We start from the raw sequence: 18990 nt of genomic DNA on the forward strand, positions 1-18990 counted from the left end.
CTGCTCGGGTGTGCACTCCACGACAACTCCTCTGAAGCAAGGGGAATACCTGACCGCGGCACGGTCAGGGACAACCCTTACGACGATGCCGCCTGCCCGGGCCAGGCGTCAGGGGCAACTCGTGTTGCCGCCCCGCCCCGGCCAGACCGGCGGCCACCCCGGCGCCAACAGCCGACCACCGGAACAGGCGACGGCGACCTGCCAGCCCGTCACCGGGCCGAGCACCCCATCCCGGCCGAACCGGCCCGTGACCGCCTCGCTCGCCGCGGCCAGGGCAGCCAACAGGTCCCGCCACCGACACCCCTGCGCTTGGGGCACCACCCAGTCCACCCCGGCCAGGGCCGCGACCTGCAGCAACCACGACCGGACCGGGTCAAGCCGGGAGCCCATCACCCGCAGCCAGCCTCGGACCGTCGCCCCCGGCACCCCCAACGCCTGCCCGATCGGCCGGTGTCCCAACCCCCTCGCGCGAGCGGTCAGCGCGGCACCGACCACCCCGGCCGCGTACCCCCGCCGCAACAACAGCGTCACCGGCAACAGCACGTGCGTCAGCAAACACCCCGGACAGCGAGCCCGCCGCGGACGCACCACCGCCTCGATGCCATGCACCCGCCGCGGCCGCGCCCACCCCCACGGGCGCAGCTCTCCAGAACACCCCGGACAACCGATCTGTCCGGACACCAACCGCGACTCGACCCGAGCCTGATCACCTTCTACTGTGAGCACCGATGCCTCCGCGCATCCGGCACGGCCCTCCCGCGACGTCTTCCACGACACCTCACGCGCGAGGGCCGTGAACGTCCAATACCCCACCCATCTTGCCCGAGCCCGGCACAGTGATGGCGCCGAGGACCACGAACACCACACTCAAACCAATGCGACCGCCCGTCGGCAACCTCGATGACAGATCACGGCCCCCACGTCGTCACCCAGAGCGACGGTCAACAGACGTCGAGGGTGGCACGATATGACAGCACGCGGGGTCCTGGGTCGAGACGGGGACTTTGTCGAAACCGACTCTGGCCCCATGGACCCCGCGTGGCACATCCGACACGCCATCACCCCAGGTCACACGCGTCACACCCAGCGGTCAACCCCGGCCTGGTGAGAAAACCTCAGTCTTGCTTCGCAACGCCTTCGTCACAGCGGAGTTGGAGCCGGGCGCAATTGGACGGCGCTATCGCGCATTGTTCACGCACCGGAGGAGCTGTCCCTCGAGGCCACTTTGGAGCGGTGCGAAACCGATCTTCCCCGTGGTTGGCTGACGGCTACGCGATCCAACCTTCCAGCGATCCGTGCGCGGACCGCACTGAGGTTCTCGACTGAATTGGACGGGCTCCACCAACAACTGCTAGACATTTCGCAGCGGGTCGATACTGACATCGCCGCGATTCTCCAGGAGCACCTCCCCGGGTGGATGCGCTCGATTCCGACGACGGCGGCCACGCTCGAGCGCTGCACCCCGTTCTACACGATCTTCGTTGCCGAACGCCTAGCGAAGAACGGTCACGCAGTGCCACCCGACAGAGTGCCTCGGCAGATCGTTCTCCATGACATCGTCGTTCATGAGCAAGGACGAGGTCTTGGGTCAGCACTGCTCCAGCACCTCTGTGCCTACGCGGACGCCACCGGTTGCGAGATCGTGGGAGTGCTGGAGCCCGGACCTGGGAAACCCAGTGAGGACGCGCCCTGATCACGCTGGCCGCCGGAGCCGAGCCGGACCCCACGCCCGAGGAGCTGGCCGCGCCCCTGCGGCCGTGGCGGACCATGCTCGAGGTGGCGGGCGGCGACGGCATCCGACTAACGGCTGCGGGCTGGATGGAACCGGCTGCGTGCGAGCGGCTTTGGCACGAAGGCGGCCTGGGGTGGGACTTCGGCAAGGGCAACCGCGAGCAGAACACTCCCGAGCTGACGATCCTGCGGGAGGAGTGCACCCGCGCAGGCCTGATCCGGCGCCACAAGGGCCGCCTGGTGCTCGCGCGGCCCGGCCGGCACGCGGCCACTAACCCGCACGCCCTCGCGCGCGCCGTTGCGTCGGGGCTGACCAAGGCCAAGGAGCCCGTCGACCAGGCCGTCCGCGTGCTGACGCTGCTTCTGGTGGCCGCCCGGTGGCGGCCCGGCACGCTGCATCCGGTCGCGGATAACCCGTTGCCCGACCGGTTCGCCCTGGGTGACGAGGTCGCGCGGCTGCTCGCCGGGGCCGGTTGGGAGGTGTCGGGCCCGGGCGAGCTTCGGTATGCCGTCGGCCACGCGGATACGGTGCTGACCCTGCTCGCGGCGGGCTACCCCGACCTGCATCGGGGCGCGTTGCCCGACGCCGGCGCCGTCCGCGCGCTCGCCCGGATGGCCATCTTCGGCACGTAGCTCGGCCGGGGTCCTACCTCACCACCGGTCAGGTGAGAGAAATCGACGCTATGACGTCGCTAGCTCTCACCTGACGGCCCTCCTTTGTCCCAAGGGCCGACGCCCTGTTCCACGCGCTGTCCGACCGGACTCGGCGCGACATCCTGCGCCGAGTCCTCGCCGGTGAGCACTCGGTCTCGACCCTGGCCGCAAAGTACGACATGAGTTTTGCGGCGGTGCAGAAGCACGTCGCCGTCCTTGAGCGGGCGGGCCTGCTGACCAAGCGCCGCCAGGGCCGAGAGCAGCTGGCCGCCGGAGATGTCGAGGCGGTCCGGTCGGTCGCGTCGATGCTCACCGACTTCGAATCGATCTGGCGTGGCCGAATCGATGCCATGGACGCGCTCCCCGCGCAGCCACCCACTACGGACATGGAGTAGTGCAATGCCCGTCACCAACGTCATCACCGATGTCGAGGCCCGAACCCTGACGATCGAAGCCCGCCTCGAGGCGAGCGTCGAGCGCGTGTGGCAGATCTACGCCGACCCCCGCCAGCTCGAGCGCATCTGGGGCCCGCCGGACTACCCCGCGACCTTCGTCGACCACTCTCTCACCAGCGGAGGCCGCGCCACCTTCTGCATGACCGGCGCCACGGGCGAGAAGTTCTGCGGGGTCTGGGAGATCACCGACGTCGACGAGCCGCACTCCTTCACCTTCGACGACTACTTCGCCGACGAAGCTTTCCGCAAGATGACGGACAAACCCGTCGGGCACAACACCATCACACTGATCCCCGATGGCAACGCCACCATCCTGCGGGCGATCGTCACCTACGACACGGCCGAAGCCCTGCAGGAGGTTCTCGACATGGGCGTCGTCGAGGGTGGCACCGACGCCATGAACCAGATCGACGGGCTGCTGGCCGCCTGATCCGGCACGTCTGGGCCTCCGAAGCGTCTCGGCTCGTGCGGATTCTGGTCAGGTGAGAGAAATCGACGCTATGACGTCGCTAGCTCTCACTTGACGGCCCCCCTTTGTCCCTAGGGTGGCGATGTGAGCGAGCCGAGCATGCCGCGCTATCGCAGCGCCCCGGCGAAGGTGCGCGACCATACCGCCTGGCATCGCGCCATCGGCCCGTTGCTGGACACAGCGTTCTTCGCCGTCTCCTGGGTATGCATCGTCCTGCTCGCGATCATCTTGCTGCGCCAGGGGTTTGCCTGGTCCTGGCGCCTGGTCTACCTGGTCGTGTTCTGGCTGGTGCTGACCTATCTCGCACTGCCGCGCTTCCACCGGCTGATGACGGCGCTCTACGTCCCGGACTACTTCATCGGGCGCACCCGCACCGGCGACGGGCTCCTCGGCGACCCGGTCAACCTGGCGATGACCGGTCCGGAGGAGCGGGTGCACGCGGCGATGGAGCGGGCCGGCTGGACGCGCGCCGATCCGGTGGACCTGACCAGCTCGTGGCGGATCGTCGTCTCCTCGGTCACCCGCCGCAGCTATCCGGAAGCGCCGGTCAGCCCGCTGTTCCTGTTTGGGCGGATGCAGGCCTTCGCCTACCAGCAGGAGGTCGAGGGCAACCCGGCGCAGCGCCACCACGTGCGCTTCTGGCCGACGCCCGCCGGCTGGCTGCTGCCCGGCGGGCACCGCGTCGACTGGCTGGCCGCCGGGACATATGACCGCGCCGTCGGGCTGTCGGCCTTCACCTGGCAGATCACCCACAAGATCGATCGCGATATCGACATCGAGCGCGACTACATCATCGACACGATTCGGTATGCCGATCCGGCCGTCGCCGTCGAGCGGATCGTCGACTTCTCCACCGGCTATCACACCCGCAACGGCGGCGGGGACACGATCGAGACCGACGGCGACCTGCCCGTCCTCGCGCTGGCGGGCAGCCACTCGGCGGAGCGCAGCGACTCGGCGGCGCGCCGCGAGTCGGTGAGGCGCAGCGAGTCGGTGGGGCGCAGCGAGTCGGTGGGGCGCAGCGAGTCGGTGGCCGCGCGGCATACGACACCCGCCGCGGCGGCCCCCGAAGCCGGCTCCGGGGTGGAGGTTCCGACCGACGCCGCCCGCGTTCGGCCGCCGTCCGTGGGCATCGGCATACTGCTGATCCTTGTCTCGTTCGTCGTCGACTTCGCGTTCTATCTGCCGTGGCTTTTCGGCAGCGGCGTCTCACACGTGGGGTGGCGGATCGTCGCCAAGCTGCTGGTCTATGTGTGTCTGGGCCTGCTCGCGTGGTGGACGTATGCCGGGCGGTCCGGCGCGCGGCTCGGCCTGCTGGCGCTGCTCACCCTCACCGTCTTCGGCCAGCTCGTGGGCTGGCTGCCCGACGAGCGGGACGCGGTCTCCTTCGGCGCCCTGCTCGTCATCAGCCTGAACGCCCTGGCCATCTTCATCCTCTCCGGCCCGGCCGTGCGCCACTGGACGGCCCGGGGAAAGCACTAGCCCGCGACCGGACGGGTGAGGGAGCATCGGGGGTGCAAATCGGCAGGGGTGATGAGGGAGAGACGACGTGGACCCGACCAGTGAGCCGACGTGGACCTGACCATTGCGCCGGGACCGGGCGTCCGCGACGGGCTGGTCATCGCCCAGGACGAGCTGGTCGAGCGGTTCTCGCGTTCCTCCGGCCCGGGCGGGCAGGGCGTCAACACGGCCGACAGCCGGGTCGAGCTGGAGTTCGACGTGCTCGCCAGCCCCTCGCTGACGCCGATCCAGCGGGAGCGCATCATTGCCGCGCTTGGCGGGCGGTTGGTCTCCGGACGGCTGATCATCGCGGCCTCGGAATTCCGTTCCCAGCGCCGCAATCGCGTCGCCGCCCGCGAGCGGATGGCCGTGCTGCTGCGCGCCGCGATGGCCCCGCCCGCGCCGCCGCGGCGACGAACGAAGCCCACCCGGGCAGCTCAGCAGCGTCGGCTCGACGCCAAGCAGCGCCGCGGCCGGATCAAAGCGAATCGCTCACGGCCGCAAGCGGAATAGACGCGATGCGGCTTGCCGATCCGCAGCACCGACAGCCGTGGCCGGCCCCTGCCGTGGTCCGCTGCCGTGGGTCATCGCCGATCGGTATGCCGCAGCTCAGCCGGGCGGCTCGCGCCACCACGGGACGGCAGCGCGCTCCGGTGCCGGCGGCGCGTCCGCCTGGGCCGCCGTGGCAAGGAGGCGCTCGAGCAACTGGGTCAGATCGCTGACGTCTTTGGCGCTCCAGTCGGCCAGTTGCCGGCGCAAGGAGAGCGCGACCTGATCGGCGGCGACCGCCACGTCCGCCCGGCCGGAGGCGGTCGGCTCCACGGTGTAGGTCCGGGCGTCCCGCTGGTCGGGCACGATGGCGATCTGTCCCGCGCGCCTTAGGGCCTGGATTCGCCGGGTGACCGCGGCCGGGGAGACCGCCAAGTGTTCCGCCAAAGCGGTTGGCCGCAGCGGCCCGATTTCGGCGAGCAGGGTGAGCGTGCGCGCGGCGAGCGGATCGGGCATCCGGCTGGCGATCCGCGTCGATACCAGATGCGCCGTCGCGGACAGGGCCTCGGCGAGACGCCAGTACATCTCTCGCTCGGCCCCCGTTGGTTTACTCACGAAAGTATATTATAACGGTCGTCATGATCTTCGGACTCATCTTCCGGTTCGTTCGTGACCTGCTCCGCAACCGCGGCGTGCCCGTGCCGGACGTCGGCATGCGGCGCCAGATGCCCGTCATGCAGCTGACCGGGCGGCTCACTGATGACCTGGCCGCGCGGGCCAGTGCGCATGTCGACCGCCGCACGACTGGGGCCGCGAATCCGTAACATCGGCCGGAGACCGTCCGGGAGTGGCAGGTTCCGCTAGGCACGGGCATACGCAACCGAATGGCGAACTGGCCAGTTCGAGACGCGAGCTTGCTAGGTTGACGCATGCCGCTGACCAACCCCTGGCTTGCTGACGGGAACCCCAACGTCGACCTGCCTCGCGACCACCTCGAGGATCGCATCCTCAACCTGCTCAGCAGCCAGAACGTGGCCGTCGTCGCGACCGTCAACCGTGACGGCAGCCCTTCGGCGACACCGGTGCGCCATTCGAGTGTCGGCTTCGAGATCTGCTATTCGAGCTGGAACGCCTCGGTGAAGTCGCGAAACCTCCGCCGTGACCCGCGGGTCTCAGCCGGCGTGGTCGCCCCGCTCGTGGGACCGGCCAGCAGTCGCGGAGCCCAGCTCTTTGGCACCGCCCGCACCCTCGAGCCCGACGACCCCCGCGCCCAGGCATACTGGCAAGTTTTCCGCTGGCAATCGGACCACGTCGAGCAGGGGCGATCCCTCGACGACCCGCCCGCCGACCCGCTCACCGTCATCACGCCGACCCGAATCCTCTACACCGAGCACTGGCTGCGACGATCGGGCTACCGGGCCCGGCAGACGTGGACGCCAGCCGACCTCACGTGAGCTCGGCCGGTGCCTGAGGAACCTGGGAGTGTCGTATGACGCAGCGCTCGTTCGTAGTGAAGATGAGCGGCCGCCATGCCGCGACCGCCGGGCCCGATGATGGGCTCGCCCCGAAAGGAGACCCCGCATGCCGCAGTACCTAATCGCATTCAACGACGAGTGGGTGCCACCGCACACGCCGGAGCAACTGCACGCCAAGGCCATCGCCAGCTACGCGGTGATCGATGAGATGCGCGCGGCCGGCGTCTTCGTCTATGGCAACGGCGCCCTCGACGCCACCACCGTCGTGTGCAGCGTCGAATCCCGCGACGGGAAGCCGATTTTCACCGATGGCCCGTATGCCGAGACCAAGGAGCATCTCGGCGGGTTCGCCGTCGTGGACGTGGCGGATGACGAGGCCGCGCGCTACTGGGCCGGCCGCCTCACCGTGGCCCTGGACTGGCCACAGGAGGTCCACCGGTTTCCCCCCGGCGAGCGTCCCCAACCCGAGGCCTCGACGACCTGACCACAGGAGGCCGCGGGGGTGACCTGCAGAGGGTGCGCTATACCTCACCCTTTGCAGGTCGGGTCACCCGGCCTGACCACAAGAGGCGGAGGGGTGACCTGCAGGAGGTGCGCTATACCTCACCCTTTGCAGGTCGGGTCACCCGGCGGGCGGCGAGTTCACCCTTTCCGTTGGCGGACTCGTCGCCGCCCGGCCTGTGGATAACTCGCTTCTCCGGTGGCGAGATGGGCGCCCGTGATCCACGCTGGATGGCAACACGGTGGAGACCTCGACGCAGGGCGGGAGTTCGCATGGCTGTTTTGTCCGTATGCCGCCACCCCCGGCGCGCCCCGCTCGCCGCCGCCGCGGTCATCGTCGGCTTGCTGGCCGGGTGCATCGGGGGCGACGATCCTGCACCGACCAGCGCAACCTCGTCCGCGCCGTCCGCCAGCACATCGGCGTCGCCACCTCCCAGAAATTCGACCACAACGAGCACGGCTGACTACGTCCCGACTAAGCCTGATTTCCCAGCAGCAGCCAAGAAGCACACCGACGCCGGCGCAGTGGCCTTCGTCAGGTACTACCTCAATGTCCTCGACTACGCGTGGAGCGCTCCCAATCCGGACATCTTGGATGGCCTTGCCACCCAGGACTGCGAACTCTGCGCAAAACTGGTTCAGACCGCGACGGATTCAACAAAAGGGGGAGAGAAGTCAACTGGGCCGGTCCTTTCCGTGGGGAAGGTGTTTGTCGTGAGCAGCACGCCCGACCTCACCCATCTGGCCTGCGATCTAAACCTCCATCCCGTGAGCTACCTAGATCGAGCGGGAAAGGTCGTTTATAAAGAGACAGCCAAGACTCTCAGATGGGCAGCACAGGTCGTCTGGCAGGATGGATGGAAGGTTCGGGCAATTGGCGAACGTTAACCGCTGGCCCTTCGTTGCCGTTCTTTCGGTTGCCGGTACGCTGGCTTTTCCATGCGCCGCACAAGCGGGTTGTGGTCCGAAGGACCTCGAGTGTCAGGGGAATCAGGCTGGCATTATCCTCACGGCCACCAGCATGGTGCAACTACCACTGAGCGCCGGTCCGGGAGGTTCTGGCGGCGCCGCCTACGAGTACGATTCCTCGACCATGTGTGGAGGCGTGAACGTTTCCGATCCCGGCCACGATGAACTATGCACGCTTTCCTTGACCTACTGCCCGAACCCAAAGGACGCGTACGGCGACGGACCTGCTGTCTACGTGTTTCGACGGCAAGCCAATCCGGTGACGGATTGGCAAGTCGTCGGACACACGTGCTGGCCCGAACTGATTCCCGGCCCCAGGACGCCGACGATGGCGATGGTCGAGAACGCCTTCCACCGCACGCCGTTCGCCCAGCCAGGAGTGCACATCCAGCCCGAGGGCAACCGCACGCTGGTGACCCTGCCGACCTACTTCGCGCTCGAATGGAGCGAGCAGGGCTACCAACCCGAGGAGATCGACACGCTCAACCCGGCGCAGTGGTACGGCCTGACCGTCCGGGTCAAACCGATCTTCCGGAGCGTGACCTACGACTTCGGCGACGGCACCAGCCACGGACCTACCACCGACCTCGGCGGCCCTTACCCGACCGGAAATGTCACCAAGACCTACGAAAGCGGCGGGGTCTACGACATCGTCATCCGGGCCGTGCTCACCGGCCAGGTCTCGCTCAACGGTTCGGAGTGGATCGACATCCCCGGGCAGGCCGATCTGACCGGCCCGGTCACCCCACTGACCGTACTGACCGCCACCAACCGGCTCTACGCCACCCCGAACGGGTAGACCGCCCCCACCCGGACGCTCCTCTGATAACCCGGTGGAGGCGGGCGCCTTTAACAGCGACTGACCCTGTCAGACGTAGCTGACGTCCAGCCGGGCGAAGCGCAGGAAGAGGGTGGGGAGCACCGAGCAGGCATGCACCTCGACCGTGCGGCCAGCGAGGGCCTCAATGACTTCGCCGACGACGAGGGTGGCCACACGGGCGCCGAGGCAATAGTGGGCGCCGACACCGAAGTAGGGCAGGCGCGCGGTCTCGCCACGCTCGATTTTGGCCAACGACGCCGCGCCGAGGTGCAGCACCAGCCGCTCGCCGGAGCGCACGCGCACCCCGTCGACGACCATCTCCTCCGCGGCAAACCGGGAGGTGAACCGGAACGGGCTGGCCAGGCCAAGGGTCGTCGCTACCTGGGCGTTCGTGGTCTCGACCTCGTCCAGCGCACCGGCGGCCAACACAAGCGGCACGGCGGCCACTGCGGCGATCAACGGGTCAAGAAGTCCGGTGATCACCTGGGCAAAGGAGCCGAGCACGACGTCCGGCGGGAGGGTCCCGGCACGCAGGGCGGCGGCATAGGGCCCGACCAGGCCGGCTTCCGTCGACGCAGCAAACCCGCCGCCGGCCGATTCGGCCAGAGGCGGGGTCGAAGCGGGTGCCCCAGCCGCAGCCGGCACAGCCACATCCGACACCCCCGACCCAGCCGCAGCTGGCCCACCCGCAGGCGACCCACCCGGACCACCCTCGACCGCGACGCCGAGCAACAGCGCGGCGACTTCGTCTCGTGCGGCGAGCAACCGCCGTCGGCGCGAGCGGGTGCTGCCGACGACCGCTAGCTCGTCCAGCACCACATGCGCAAACCCCTCCAACCCGGTCAGCTGCGCGCCATCGACCCCGGCCCACCGCGCCAGGACCAGACGCACGATCGCCCGGGCCTCGCCCCCGGCCCAGTCGTGGACCGAGGCCCCCGGCCGCAACGCCGACGCGACGATCGACGCCACCTCCGGACGGGACAGCCGCGCCAACGCGGCATCGACCGCCGACTTCGCCAGCGTCCGGCCCGCGGCGTGAACGGCGTCGTCGCTGAACATCGGCCAAGCAGCATAGAACGCCGCCGCCTCCCGCTCCTGCCGGCCGGCCCACCACCGTGGGCCCGGGCGGGCCGCATGCAACCGCCGGTCGGTGAGCAGCGAGTCGACCAGAGCGGGGTCGGTGACGAGGACGGTGCCGTCGATGCGGCATACGGGCGAGAGGTCGGGCCCGAAGCGGGAGGGGCCGGTCAGCTCGGCCACGCCCGACACCGCGGCAGTCGGGGCCGGGCAGAGCGCGGTCACGCCGCCTCCCCTTCGACGACGCCGCCGTCGACAACCGGGACCAGCCGGCTCAGGCGGGGCGCTTCCAACAGCGCGCGGGCGGCGAGCATGAACAGCCCCGACAACGCCGAGGCCCCCACCACCAGTCCGTATGCCGCCCGCGGCCCTACTCGTTCGGCCACCGACGCGGCGGTCACCACGCTCGCCGGGCCGATGAACGTCTCGAGGAACTGGATCGCGGTCATCGACTTGCCAAGATGCTCCTTGGGCACCTGGGTGTGCATCGTCGTCGTCCGCCCGACCGTCCAATAGACGCCGCCGGCGCAGACGACATAGATCCCCGCGGCGACCGCGCCCCAATGCGGGACGAAGAACAGCAGCGCGCCGAGGGTCATCACCGCCGAGCCGCGCAGCATGATCGTCCGCGGCGCGGTCGTGGCCTGCCGGTGCGCGACCAGCGAGCCGGTGAACAGCCCGAACGCCGCCGCCGAACTCACCAGCCCGACGACGGTCGAACTCGCGTGATAGACCGTGGAGACCGTATAGAGCGACAGCGTGCCCAGCGGCGCATACACACAGCCGACGCACACCACGGTCGCGACGAACCAGCCGAACCCCTGCATCCGCAGCAGATAGCCGTAGCCCGCGCGCAGCGACGCAGCCAGCGAACTCGCCCCCGCCCGCGCCGGGGCCGACCGCGGCACGGGGAGGCGGGTGACGACATACGCCATGACAAGGAAGGACGCCGCGTCCACGGTCAACAACAGCTCGGGCGGGATCGTCGTTGCCAGCACGCCGCCGACCGCCGGGCCGATAATCGCCGCCGACGTCCACGCGGTCGACAGGGCCGCGTTGAAGGCGGGGGTGTCCTCGCCATACATCTCGGGGATCGCGACAAACGTCGCCGTCCGGGCAAACATGTCGAGCGAGCCGCGGACATAGGCAACCGCGACCAACAACACCAGGCTGTGTATGCCGAGCAGCATCGCCACCGGGATCACGGCCACCACCAGCGCCTGCCCGAGATAGCCGAGCAGCATCATCCGCCGCGGCGGCTGCCGGTCGACGATGCCACCGACAACAAGTCCCGGGAGAGCCTTGGGCACCTGCTGGGCGATCGCGATCGTCGCCATCTGGGCCAGCGAACCGGTCGAGAGCAGCACGATCAGCGGCAGCGCGATGTCAAAGACACCGCCGCCGAGACAGTTGGCCCACACCCCGGTCAGATGGGTACGCGCGACCCGGTTGTGCCGCAAGGGAGTCGGCCGCGAGGGCACATGTCGCAGCGGCGTGGGCTGCGAGGGCGTGGGTTGCACGGGCGGGGGTTGCGAGGGCGTGGGCCGCGCTGGCGAACTCATCCGCGCCTCCTTCTCAGCTCGGTCAGCAGGATCTGGGCATCGCTCGGGCCGTCGGTCTCGGCCAGCGCGGCGATGCTGGCAAAGAGCGGCCAGAACGGGATGTCCAGGGCCCACCACACGGTGGTGTGGAACAAGATCGCCAACCCGGCGGCAATCGGGCGGGTCTTGGCCGGGAGAATCAGCGCGGCCGGCAGCGCGGCGAGTTCGGCGAGCGGGACCAGGCGAGTGACCGCGGTCAACGCCCGCGTGTTGCCGCCGGCTGGGCGCGCCGCCGGGCGGCCGAGATGACCGAGGAAGGCGTGCAGCGCATCGCCGCGGATCAGCCAGGCCCGGCGGCCGTGGATCAGTTTCGAGGCACCCGCTTGGCTGTATGCCGCGAACAGCAGCGTGCGGCATACGGCACCGACGAGTTGGGTCTGGTGGGCGCCCTCGCGCCGGTCGGCGGCGGTCAGCCAGACCAGCGGTTCGAGGAAGGTGTCGTATTGCCAGCGCCCGGGCAGCCCCTTGGCGCCGATGAACCGGCTCGCGGTGAACAAGGCCGGGCCGAACGCCCAGCCGCGCCCAAGGGCGCGCCGCGGCATCGCCCGCGCGAGCAGGCCGGCGCTCGCGGCCAGGTCGAGCGCCCGGAGTGCGGCGTTGATCCGCCGGGGAGTGGCCGGCCGCCACCCGTCACCGACCACCGCCGCCCACGCGTCGGTATAGGCATCGGGGCGCGGCTTGGTCAGCAGCGCGGCGATCGCGACGCCCGCAACCCGCAGGCCTCGCGATCTCGACCGGCGCCGATTGACGCCGGGCGGGTCAGCCGGGGCATCCGGGCGAGCAGGTGTGTTCGAACGCAAACGTTTCACGGCTTCCTCCCGTGGCTCGGTGCTCGCGGACCCGCACCCGGATACCCCGCACCGGCCGTGCGGTCGCGGCCGGGGCCCGGATCTCATCGAACGCGCGCCAGCGCCGGTGGTTGAGCCGGTCGATGACCCGGTGGGCGAAGCGGACCTGCTCCTCGGGTTCGCCGGCGACGACGAGATGGGCAAAGACCTGATTGGCCCGAAAGAACGGCACCGGGTATGCCGCCGCCGCCGGATGCCCCGCGTCCCACCCCTGCGGGGTGAGCAGGTCGACGAGCAGTTGGTCGCCATTGCGCTCCAAGGCGTCGTTGAACATGTTGTAGGAGCACACCGGCCACAGGTTGCGATTGGCCACGGTCGCGATCGCCCCCGCGATGAGCTGGGCGCCTGCGGCGGCGAGCGCGAGGCTCAGGCCGCGGGCGCGGCTCACCCGAGGTCCGGGGCTCAGGCCGCGCGCGGGGCGCATGCGAGGCAATCGGGGGCGGCGGCATACGACTCGAAGGAGGACTCGAAGGTGAGCGAGTCGAGGACCAGACGGCGCCCGGCGGTGCGCGGGCGCAGCCCCATCAGCAGGCGCAGCACATCCGAGACCGCCGCCGAGGCGACCATCGCGTTGAGCGGGCCGAAGCTGGGCGCCTGATAGGCGGCGTTGAGGTTGACGATGTCGGCGATGCGGCCGTCGACGCGGGCCTGGGCGGCGCCGACGCCGTCGGAGGCGGCAGCGCAGGCGAGGCAGGGACCGTCGCCGGGCAGGATCATCGGGCCGACGAGGCCGCGGGTGTCCTGATAGCCGGCGCAGGTGAACGGTGTCATCGTGCGCAGGCTGGCCTGGTTGGCCCAGTCGGCGATCAGCTGCGGAGTATCCGCCGAGACGATCACGACGTCGACATCGGCAAACAGCCGCATCAGGCTCTCGACGCCGTCCGCGCGGCCGGTGTCGGCGACAACCTGGGCGGCGGAGTTCTTCGCGAGCAGGTGTTCGCGGGCGGCCTCGACCTTGAGGCGGCCGAAGTCGGCCTCGTCGAAGAGGAACTGCCGGGTCATATTGCTCGGCTCGACGATGTCGCCGTCGAACAGGCGCAGATAGCCGACGCCGGCGGCGATCAGCTGGGTGGCGACATTGGTGCCGATCCCGCCGACCCCGACCAGGCCGACCCGGCTGGTGGCCAGCACGTCGCTGCGGCTGGCGCTGCCCTCGTGAGCGAGCGCGTAGTAGAGGTCGTGGCGGCTGTAGCGCGCGCTCCGGTCGACCCGCTCGGTGGTTAGGATCGCGCTCCCGATCAGTTCGGCCACGAGGTCCTGGGCGTCCTCGGCGGATAGGCCCAGGTCGCGGGCGTGGGCCTGTAGCTCGGCCGGCGTGCGCAGCTCGCTGGCATGGGCGAGCAGCGGGGCGAGATAGCCGGGGGCGTCCTCGATGAGGATCCCGTAGGGCGGGGTCAGGCCGACGTAGATGTCTGGGCCGTCGGCGATGACCGGCAGGCCCTGGCGCAGGCAGTAGCGATCCACGAGGACTTCCTGTCGAAGGAGGGGACAAACCTGGGCTGCCGGCGGGAAGGCCCGAGGTGGGTCCTCCCCGCCGGCACGGGCGCGAGTGGTGAGCGCCCGTTCGGCAGCTGCATGGCCGGCGTCAGTTGAACATGACGTTGACCTTGGAGCGGCTGGAGATGAGCTTCTTGAGCTTCAGCATGATGGCCTCCTCTCGGGGGTCTCGTGCGGGCAACAACGTGGGAGAAGACCCTCTGCCCGACACCGTCGAGACCCCCTATGTCCCCCTGGCAGCCCCCTCGCAGGACCGGTCCGCGCCGAGGTGTTGACCCTCCGGCTACCGGAGGGTGCACGCTGACTGCAAGGAGGTTGTCCAGTGAGCACCTACGTCGGGATCGGCGAGTTCGCCAAGCTGACGCACCTGAGCGTCAAGACCCTGCACCACTACCACGCGGTCGGCCTGCTCGAGCCGAGCGCGGTGGACTCGCACACGGCATACCGGCGCTATGGCCTCGACCAGGTCGGCGCGGCGCACCTCATCCGCCGGCTGCGCGACCTGGAGATGCCGATCCCCGAGGTCGCGGCCGTGCTCGCCGCCGACGCCGCCGAGCGCGACGACCTGCTGCGGGCCCACCTCGGCCGCCTCCAGCAGCGGCTCGAACGCACCACCGCCGCGGTCGCCTCCCTGCGGGACATGCTCGGCGGCGGGCTCGCCCCCGAGGTCGGCTATCGCACGCTGGCGCGACAAGCCGTCCTCGCGATCCGCGCCACCGTGCGCCGGGAGGACATCGAGGGCTGGTGCGGCGAGAGCTTCGGCCGGTTGGGCGCCCTTGCCGCCGGTATGCCGCGGCCCACCACGATCACGCACCAAGGCCCAGGGTCGCAGCCAGCCACGAGCGCGCAGCCAGAGACGAGCGCCCTCGGCGCCACCTACGCCGAGGAGTTCTTCACTGCCGGCGCGGGCGAGGTGCTCGCCTTCCTGCCGGTCGCCGAGTCCGCGCGCGCGGTCCCCGGGTTCGAGCGGTGCGAGCTGGACGGTGGGCGCTTCGCTATCGCCTGCCACGCGGGCGCGTTCGAGAACATCGACCGCACCTATGGCCGGCTCGGCTCCCACGTGGCCGAGCACGACGAGGGCCGCGCCGGCCCGATCCGGGAGATCTATCGCGTCGGCCCCGGCGACGCCGACGACCCCGCGCTCTTCCGCACCGACATCTGTTGGCCGGTGCGCCCACCCACCGGCTCGTAGCCCCAGACCGCCCGCCGCACGACCTCCCGCCCCACGCCAGCCCACCTCGAGAAGGAGAACACCATGCCCCTCACCATCGGCGCCATCGCCGTCGACTGCAACGACGCCGCCGCGCTCGCCGGCTTCTATTCCCACCTGCTCGAGGTCCCCGTCGACGACGGCGCGAGCCGCTTCTTCGCTTCGATCGGCCGCAGCAACGAAGCCGAGCCGCGGCACGGCACGATCCTCTTCCTCGCCGTCCCCGACAAGACGCCGGGCAAGAACGCCCTCCACCTCGACCTGATCACCTCCGGGCCGCGTGAGGAGCAGGTCGCCCGGGCGGTCGAGTTGGGCGCCGAGAAGGTCCGCGACGTCGAGAAATGGGGGTTCGCCTGGACCACCTTGCGCGACCCCGAAGGCAACCTCTTCGACATCGCCGCGCACGAGTGACCCGCGCACGGGGTGACCCACGCACCAGTGACCGCCGGGCGACTCCCCGCCCGGAGGTGACCGCAGGGACGGGCACCCGGACCTGGCAGGGTGAACCACCATGCGGGTTTGGTATGTCGCCTACGGCTCCAACCTGCTGCGCGAGCGCTTCCTGCTCTACGTGGCCGGCGGCATACCGGCTGGGGCGCGACGGGCGATGCCCGGCTGCCGCGACACCGCGCCCCCGCAGGGCGACCAGCCGCTCCAGGTGCGCGGCCAGATCCGGTTCGCGTGGGAGTCGCCCACCTGGGGCGGGGGCATCGCCTTCCTCGACCCTGGGACGGACGGCCACGCGCTCGCCCGCGCCTATCTGGTGACTGCCGACCAGTTCGTCGACATCGCCACCCAGGAGATGCACCGCCAGCCCGGCGAGGACGACATCGACCTGCGCCCCGTGCTGCAAAAGGGCCGGCACGCCTACGGGCCGGGACGATACGAGACCCTCCATCTGCTCGGCCGCCTCGACGGGGCGCCGCTGCTCACCTTCTCCGCCGACGAGCCGCGCGAGCTGCCGCTCAACGCCCCCGGCCCGGCCTATCTGCGCATCCTCGCCGCCGGGCTGCACGAGGCCCACGGCCTGACGCCACGCGAGGTCGCCGCATACCTGCTCACCCGACCCAGCGTCAGCGCGGGCTGGACCAAACCCGCGCTGATCGACCTGATCGCCGAACCAGGGCCGCGATCAGCGGTGGTGGCCGCGTGCGGACCAGCCGGCCACCCGCCACTACCCTGACGGGATGCTGGATCTCGCCCGGCTGAGCGCCGCCCTCCCCTCCGGCGCGGTGCTCACCGACCCGGCCTCGACGGTGGCTTACGCGCACGACGAGGCCGAGTGGGCGGCATACGGGCTGCCGGCGCCGGCACCGGCCTGTCCGGCGCCGCCAACGCGAGTGCCGGCTGCATCGTGCTCACCTTCGAGCGAATGACCCGGATCGTCGAGGTCGCGCCGGCCGAGAAGTGGGTGCGCGTCCAGCCCGGCGTCGTCGGCGACGACCTGCGGGCGGTGCTGGCCGAGCAGGGGCTGTGGTATCCGCCCGATCCGGCATCCTCGCCGTGGCCGACGATCGGCGGCAACATCGCGACCAACGCCGGCGGCATGTGCTGCGTGAAATACGGCGTGACCGGCGACTATGTCCGGGAGTTGGAGGTGGTGACCGGCACCGGTGAGATCGTCCGGGTCGGTCGGCGGACGGCCAAGGGCGTGGCGGGATATGACCTCGCCTCGCTGATCGTCGGCTCCGAGGGCACGCTCGCCGTCGTCACCGAGGCCGTGCTGCGGCTGCGGCCGCTGCCCCACCCGCCGCTGACGATCGCCGGCCACTTCGACTCGCTCATCGACGCCGGCCGGGCGGTGACCGCAGTCGCCGAGTCGGGGGTCATCCCCTCGGTCTTGGAGCTCGTTGACGAACACTGCCTGCGCGCCGTCGATGACTGGAAGCACCTGGGCCTCTCGCTGGAGGCTCGCGCGATCCTCATCGGCCGCACCGACGCGCCGGGCGAACTCGGTGCACACGAGGCGCGGGTGCTGTCGGAGTGCTTCGCGGCGGGTGGGGCGAGCTTTGTCGCGGTGAGCAGCGATGCGCTGGAGTCCGAGGCGCTGTATGCCGCTCGCCGCCTCGCCTATCCCGCGCTGGAGCGCCTCGGCCCGGTGCTCACCGAGGATGTGTGTGTGCCGCTGCTCGTCGTGCCGGACGTGCTGGCGCTGATCGGCGACATCGGGCGCCGCCACGACGTGCTGATCGCCAACGTCGCGCACGCCGGCGACGGCAACCTGCACCCCTTGATCATCACCCCGCCCGGCGACGATGCCGCGCGGGTCCGGGCGCAGCGGGCCTTCGACGACATCATCGCCGCAGCGCTTGCTGCCGGTGGCACCGTGACCGGCGAACACGGCGTGGGGCTGCTCAAGCTCCCCGGGCTCGCGGCGGAGCTGTCCCCCGCCGTGGTCGACCTGCACCACGCGGTCAAGGACGCCCTCGACCCGCACGGCATACTCAACCCGGGCAAGGCGATCCCGCCGCGCGGGTGAGCGCTAGCCACCCACAACCGACAGCTGCAGACCGGACGCGCCCTAGACTCGGCCCTCGGTGAGCAACCCATCAAGGGCCCGATAGCCCTCGTCGACGCCGGTCTCCATCCCCGACGCGAGCCAGCCGTCTCGGGCCTCGAAGGAGTCGCACAGCGACTTCGCGTGCAGCCGGGTGAGGCCGTCGCCGAGGTCCTCGAAGGTCATCGTCTCCAGGGCGACACCCTCCGGCATACCCTCGAAGGTGAAGGTCTGCACGATGCGCTCGTCGCTGATCTCGTGGAAGCAGCCGTGGAAGCCGAGCTCGACGTCGTCGGTGGTGTCGACATAGCGCCAGCTGCCGCCGGAGCGGGCGTCCCAGTAGTCGACTGCCATCGTCCGCTTGGCCGGCCCCATCCACAGCGGGACGATCTCGGGGTCGGTGTGGGCCCGGATCAGCTGCGCGGGCGTTGCCCGGAAGTCGCGGGTGATGTGGATCGCCGGCACGGTCGGGTCGGCCGCGATCGTGGCCGCGCGGGGGTCGGTGTTGAGCTGGGTCATGACGTCTCCTTCAGGTCGGTCGTCGCGGGCGGCAGCAGGTTGCCGTCCGCGTCCATCTGGGCCAGCACGGCATCGAGGCGCTGATAGCGCTCCTCCGCCTGGCGCTGGTATCTCTCGATCCACTTGGTCATCAGGTCGAACACCCCGTCCTCGAGATGCACCGAACGTCGTTGGGCATCGGGCCGTTTGCTGACCACGCCGGCGTTCTCCAGCACCTTCAGGTGCTTCGAGACCGCCTGGGTGCTCATCTGGTATGGCGCAGCCAGCTCCCCAACCGTCGCATCCCCGACCGCGAGCCGGGCCACGAGATCGCGCCGGGTCGGGTCGGCGAGCGCGCCGAAGATCAGGGTCAGCCGGTCGGTCATTCGCTCCTCCTCAACCAAGTGGTTGATCAGTAGTCAAGCAGACATCACCATGGTTGTCAACTAGTTGGTTGAGAAAGCTGCCGGTCGGGTGGGAAACGCGCTTGACCCCACGCCTTAGCGCACGTTGGTCAAGCTCCCCATAGGCAGCAAGCTGCGGCCCATCGAGCAAGTTCTGCTAGACCCTATGGGGGTTGGCGAGTGTTCCGGGTGTTCGGTCTCGGCAAGGTTCCATTCGCCGGCGCGGGTGATTGTCTGCCATCGCTTGTCGGTGTCAACGTCGTTCATGCTCGCTGCGCTGCGCGTGCTCCACGTT

24 protein-coding genes are annotated in these 18990 nt (G+C 70.0%); 15 read left to right on the forward strand and 9 right to left on the reverse strand.

Annotated features, from left to right (window positions below; all coding sequences use genetic code 11):
* Positions 1 to 108 precede the first annotated feature (108 nt).
* Entirely contained in the window at positions 109 to 543 is a 435-nt protein-coding gene (locus tag V9G19_RS18700) for a hypothetical protein (protein ID WP_462283544.1), read from the reverse strand.
* A gap of 874 nt (positions 544 to 1417) precedes the next feature.
* Between V9G19_RS18700 and V9G19_RS18705 the strand changes: the two genes are divergently transcribed.
* From V9G19_RS18705 to arfB, 6 genes are all read left to right on the forward strand, one after another.
* Positions 1418 to 1693: an N-acetyltransferase family protein gene (locus V9G19_RS18705; RefSeq protein WP_462286992.1), complete on the forward strand. Its 276-nt coding sequence runs from the start codon at positions 1418 to 1420 to the stop codon at positions 1691 to 1693.
* Between the two features lie 83 nt (positions 1694 to 1776).
* Entirely contained in the window at positions 1777 to 2364 is a 588-nt protein-coding gene (locus V9G19_RS18710; RefSeq protein ID WP_462286927.1) for a hypothetical protein, read from the forward strand.
* A 104-nt stretch (positions 2365 to 2468) separates the two neighbouring features.
* Positions 2469 to 2780, forward strand: a complete 312-nt coding sequence (locus V9G19_RS18715) for an ArsR/SmtB family transcription factor (RefSeq protein WP_462286993.1) — start codon at positions 2469 to 2471, stop codon at positions 2778 to 2780.
* 4 nt (positions 2781 to 2784) lie between these two features.
* Entirely contained in the window at positions 2785 to 3270 is a 486-nt protein-coding gene (locus V9G19_RS18720) for an SRPBCC family protein (protein ID WP_462286928.1), read from the forward strand.
* Positions 3271 to 3393: 123 nt separating this feature from the next.
* Positions 3394 to 4791 (forward strand): LssY C-terminal domain-containing protein, encoded by a 1398-nt coding sequence (locus V9G19_RS18725; protein ID WP_462286929.1) that lies wholly within the window; start codon positions 3394 to 3396, stop codon positions 4789 to 4791.
* Positions 4792 to 4881: 90 nt separating this feature from the next.
* The gene (arfB, locus tag V9G19_RS18730; protein ID WP_462286930.1) at positions 4882 to 5322 is read left to right on the forward strand and encodes an alternative ribosome rescue aminoacyl-tRNA hydrolase ArfB; all 441 of its coding nucleotides are present in this window, start codon (positions 4882 to 4884) and stop codon (positions 5320 to 5322) included.
* Between the two features lie 96 nt (positions 5323 to 5418).
* On the opposite strand, the gene V9G19_RS18735 is transcribed toward arfB, so the two are convergent.
* Positions 5419 to 5913, reverse strand: a complete 495-nt coding sequence (locus tag V9G19_RS18735) for a MarR family winged helix-turn-helix transcriptional regulator (protein ID WP_462286931.1) — start codon at positions 5911 to 5913, stop codon at positions 5419 to 5421.
* Positions 5914 to 5936: 23 nt separating this feature from the next.
* On the opposite strand from V9G19_RS18735, the gene V9G19_RS18740 reads away from it, so the two are divergent.
* The 5 genes from V9G19_RS18740 to V9G19_RS18760 all read left to right on the forward strand — a co-directional run bounded on the left by V9G19_RS18740 (position 5937) and on the right by V9G19_RS18760 (position 9042).
* Positions 5937 to 6122: a hypothetical protein gene (locus tag V9G19_RS18740; protein WP_462286932.1), complete on the forward strand. Its 186-nt coding sequence runs from the start codon at positions 5937 to 5939 to the stop codon at positions 6120 to 6122.
* 105 nt (positions 6123 to 6227) lie between these two features.
* Positions 6228 to 6752: a pyridoxamine 5'-phosphate oxidase family protein gene (locus tag V9G19_RS18745; protein ID WP_462286933.1), complete on the forward strand. Its 525-nt coding sequence runs from the start codon at positions 6228 to 6230 to the stop codon at positions 6750 to 6752.
* A 127-nt stretch (positions 6753 to 6879) separates the two neighbouring features.
* A complete protein-coding gene (locus V9G19_RS18750; RefSeq protein ID WP_462286934.1) occupies positions 6880 to 7257 on the forward strand; it encodes a YciI family protein in 378 nt (125 codons plus the stop codon).
* Positions 7258 to 7547: 290 nt separating this feature from the next.
* Positions 7548 to 8162 (forward strand): DUF6318 family protein, encoded by a 615-nt coding sequence (locus V9G19_RS18755; protein WP_462286935.1) that lies wholly within the window; start codon positions 7548 to 7550, stop codon positions 8160 to 8162.
* Positions 8163 to 8571: 409 nt separating this feature from the next.
* Positions 8572 to 9042: a hypothetical protein gene (locus V9G19_RS18760; protein ID WP_462286936.1), complete on the forward strand. Its 471-nt coding sequence runs from the start codon at positions 8572 to 8574 to the stop codon at positions 9040 to 9042.
* Positions 9043 to 9111: 69 nt separating this feature from the next.
* Here the strand turns inward: V9G19_RS18760 and V9G19_RS18765 are convergent, their stop codons facing one another.
* From V9G19_RS18765 to V9G19_RS18785, 5 genes are read right to left on the reverse strand one after another with little or no spacing between them, the layout of a single operon-like run.
* Positions 9112 to 10365: a cytochrome P450 family protein gene (locus V9G19_RS18765; RefSeq protein WP_462286937.1), complete on the reverse strand. Its 1254-nt coding sequence runs from the start codon at positions 10363 to 10365 to the stop codon at positions 9112 to 9114.
* Positions 10362 to 11702 carry an MFS transporter gene (locus V9G19_RS18770; RefSeq protein WP_462286938.1) on the reverse strand — a complete coding sequence of 447 codons (1341 nt, stop codon included), beginning with the start codon at positions 11700 to 11702 and terminating at the stop codon, positions 10362 to 10364. Before V9G19_RS18770 ends, V9G19_RS18765 begins: the two co-directional genes overlap by 4 nt.
* The gene (locus V9G19_RS18775) at positions 11699 to 12550 is read right to left on the reverse strand and encodes a hypothetical protein (RefSeq protein WP_462286939.1); all 852 of its coding nucleotides are present in this window, start codon (positions 12548 to 12550) and stop codon (positions 11699 to 11701) included. The genes V9G19_RS18770 and V9G19_RS18775 overlap by 4 nt, the downstream gene beginning before the upstream one ends.
* Positions 12501 to 12977 carry a hypothetical protein gene (locus V9G19_RS18780; RefSeq protein ID WP_462286940.1) on the reverse strand — a complete coding sequence of 159 codons (477 nt, stop codon included), beginning with the start codon at positions 12975 to 12977 and terminating at the stop codon, positions 12501 to 12503. Before V9G19_RS18780 ends, V9G19_RS18775 begins: the two co-directional genes overlap by 50 nt.
* A gap of 14 nt (positions 12978 to 12991) precedes the next feature.
* A complete protein-coding gene (locus V9G19_RS18785) occupies positions 12992 to 14053 on the reverse strand; it encodes a HesA/MoeB/ThiF family protein (RefSeq protein ID WP_462286941.1) in 1062 nt (353 codons plus the stop codon).
* Between the two features lie 355 nt (positions 14054 to 14408).
* Between V9G19_RS18785 and V9G19_RS18790 the strand changes: the two genes are divergently transcribed.
* The 4 genes from V9G19_RS18790 to V9G19_RS18805 all read left to right on the forward strand — a co-directional run bounded on the left by V9G19_RS18790 (position 14409) and on the right by V9G19_RS18805 (position 17775).
* Positions 14409 to 15278 carry a MerR family transcriptional regulator gene (locus V9G19_RS18790; RefSeq protein WP_462286942.1) on the forward strand — a complete coding sequence of 290 codons (870 nt, stop codon included), beginning with the start codon at positions 14409 to 14411 and terminating at the stop codon, positions 15276 to 15278.
* Between the two features lie 63 nt (positions 15279 to 15341).
* Positions 15342 to 15707 carry a VOC family protein gene (locus V9G19_RS18795; protein ID WP_462286943.1) on the forward strand — a complete coding sequence of 122 codons (366 nt, stop codon included), beginning with the start codon at positions 15342 to 15344 and terminating at the stop codon, positions 15705 to 15707.
* Positions 15708 to 15807: 100 nt separating this feature from the next.
* Complete coding sequence (locus tag V9G19_RS18800; RefSeq protein WP_462286944.1) at positions 15808 to 16479, forward strand: histone deacetylase; 672 nt, start codon at positions 15808 to 15810, stop codon at positions 16477 to 16479.
* A 99-nt stretch (positions 16480 to 16578) separates the two neighbouring features.
* Positions 16579 to 17775: an FAD-binding oxidoreductase gene (locus V9G19_RS18805; protein ID WP_462286945.1), complete on the forward strand. Its 1197-nt coding sequence runs from the start codon at positions 16579 to 16581 to the stop codon at positions 17773 to 17775.
* Between the two features lie 42 nt (positions 17776 to 17817).
* Here V9G19_RS18805 and V9G19_RS18810 read toward each other — a convergent pair whose 3' ends face one another.
* A complete protein-coding gene (locus tag V9G19_RS18810; RefSeq protein WP_462286946.1) occupies positions 17818 to 18312 on the reverse strand; it encodes an SRPBCC family protein in 495 nt (164 codons plus the stop codon).
* Complete coding sequence (locus V9G19_RS18815; protein WP_462286947.1) at positions 18309 to 18677, reverse strand: ArsR/SmtB family transcription factor; 369 nt, start codon at positions 18675 to 18677, stop codon at positions 18309 to 18311. The genes V9G19_RS18810 and V9G19_RS18815 overlap by 4 nt, the downstream gene beginning before the upstream one ends.
* Positions 18678 to 18990 lie beyond the last annotated feature (313 nt).

It is taken from the genome of Nostocoides sp., assembly GCF_037045025.1.
Classification (GTDB): domain Bacteria; phylum Actinomycetota; class Actinomycetes; order Actinomycetales; family Dermatophilaceae; genus Nostocoides_A.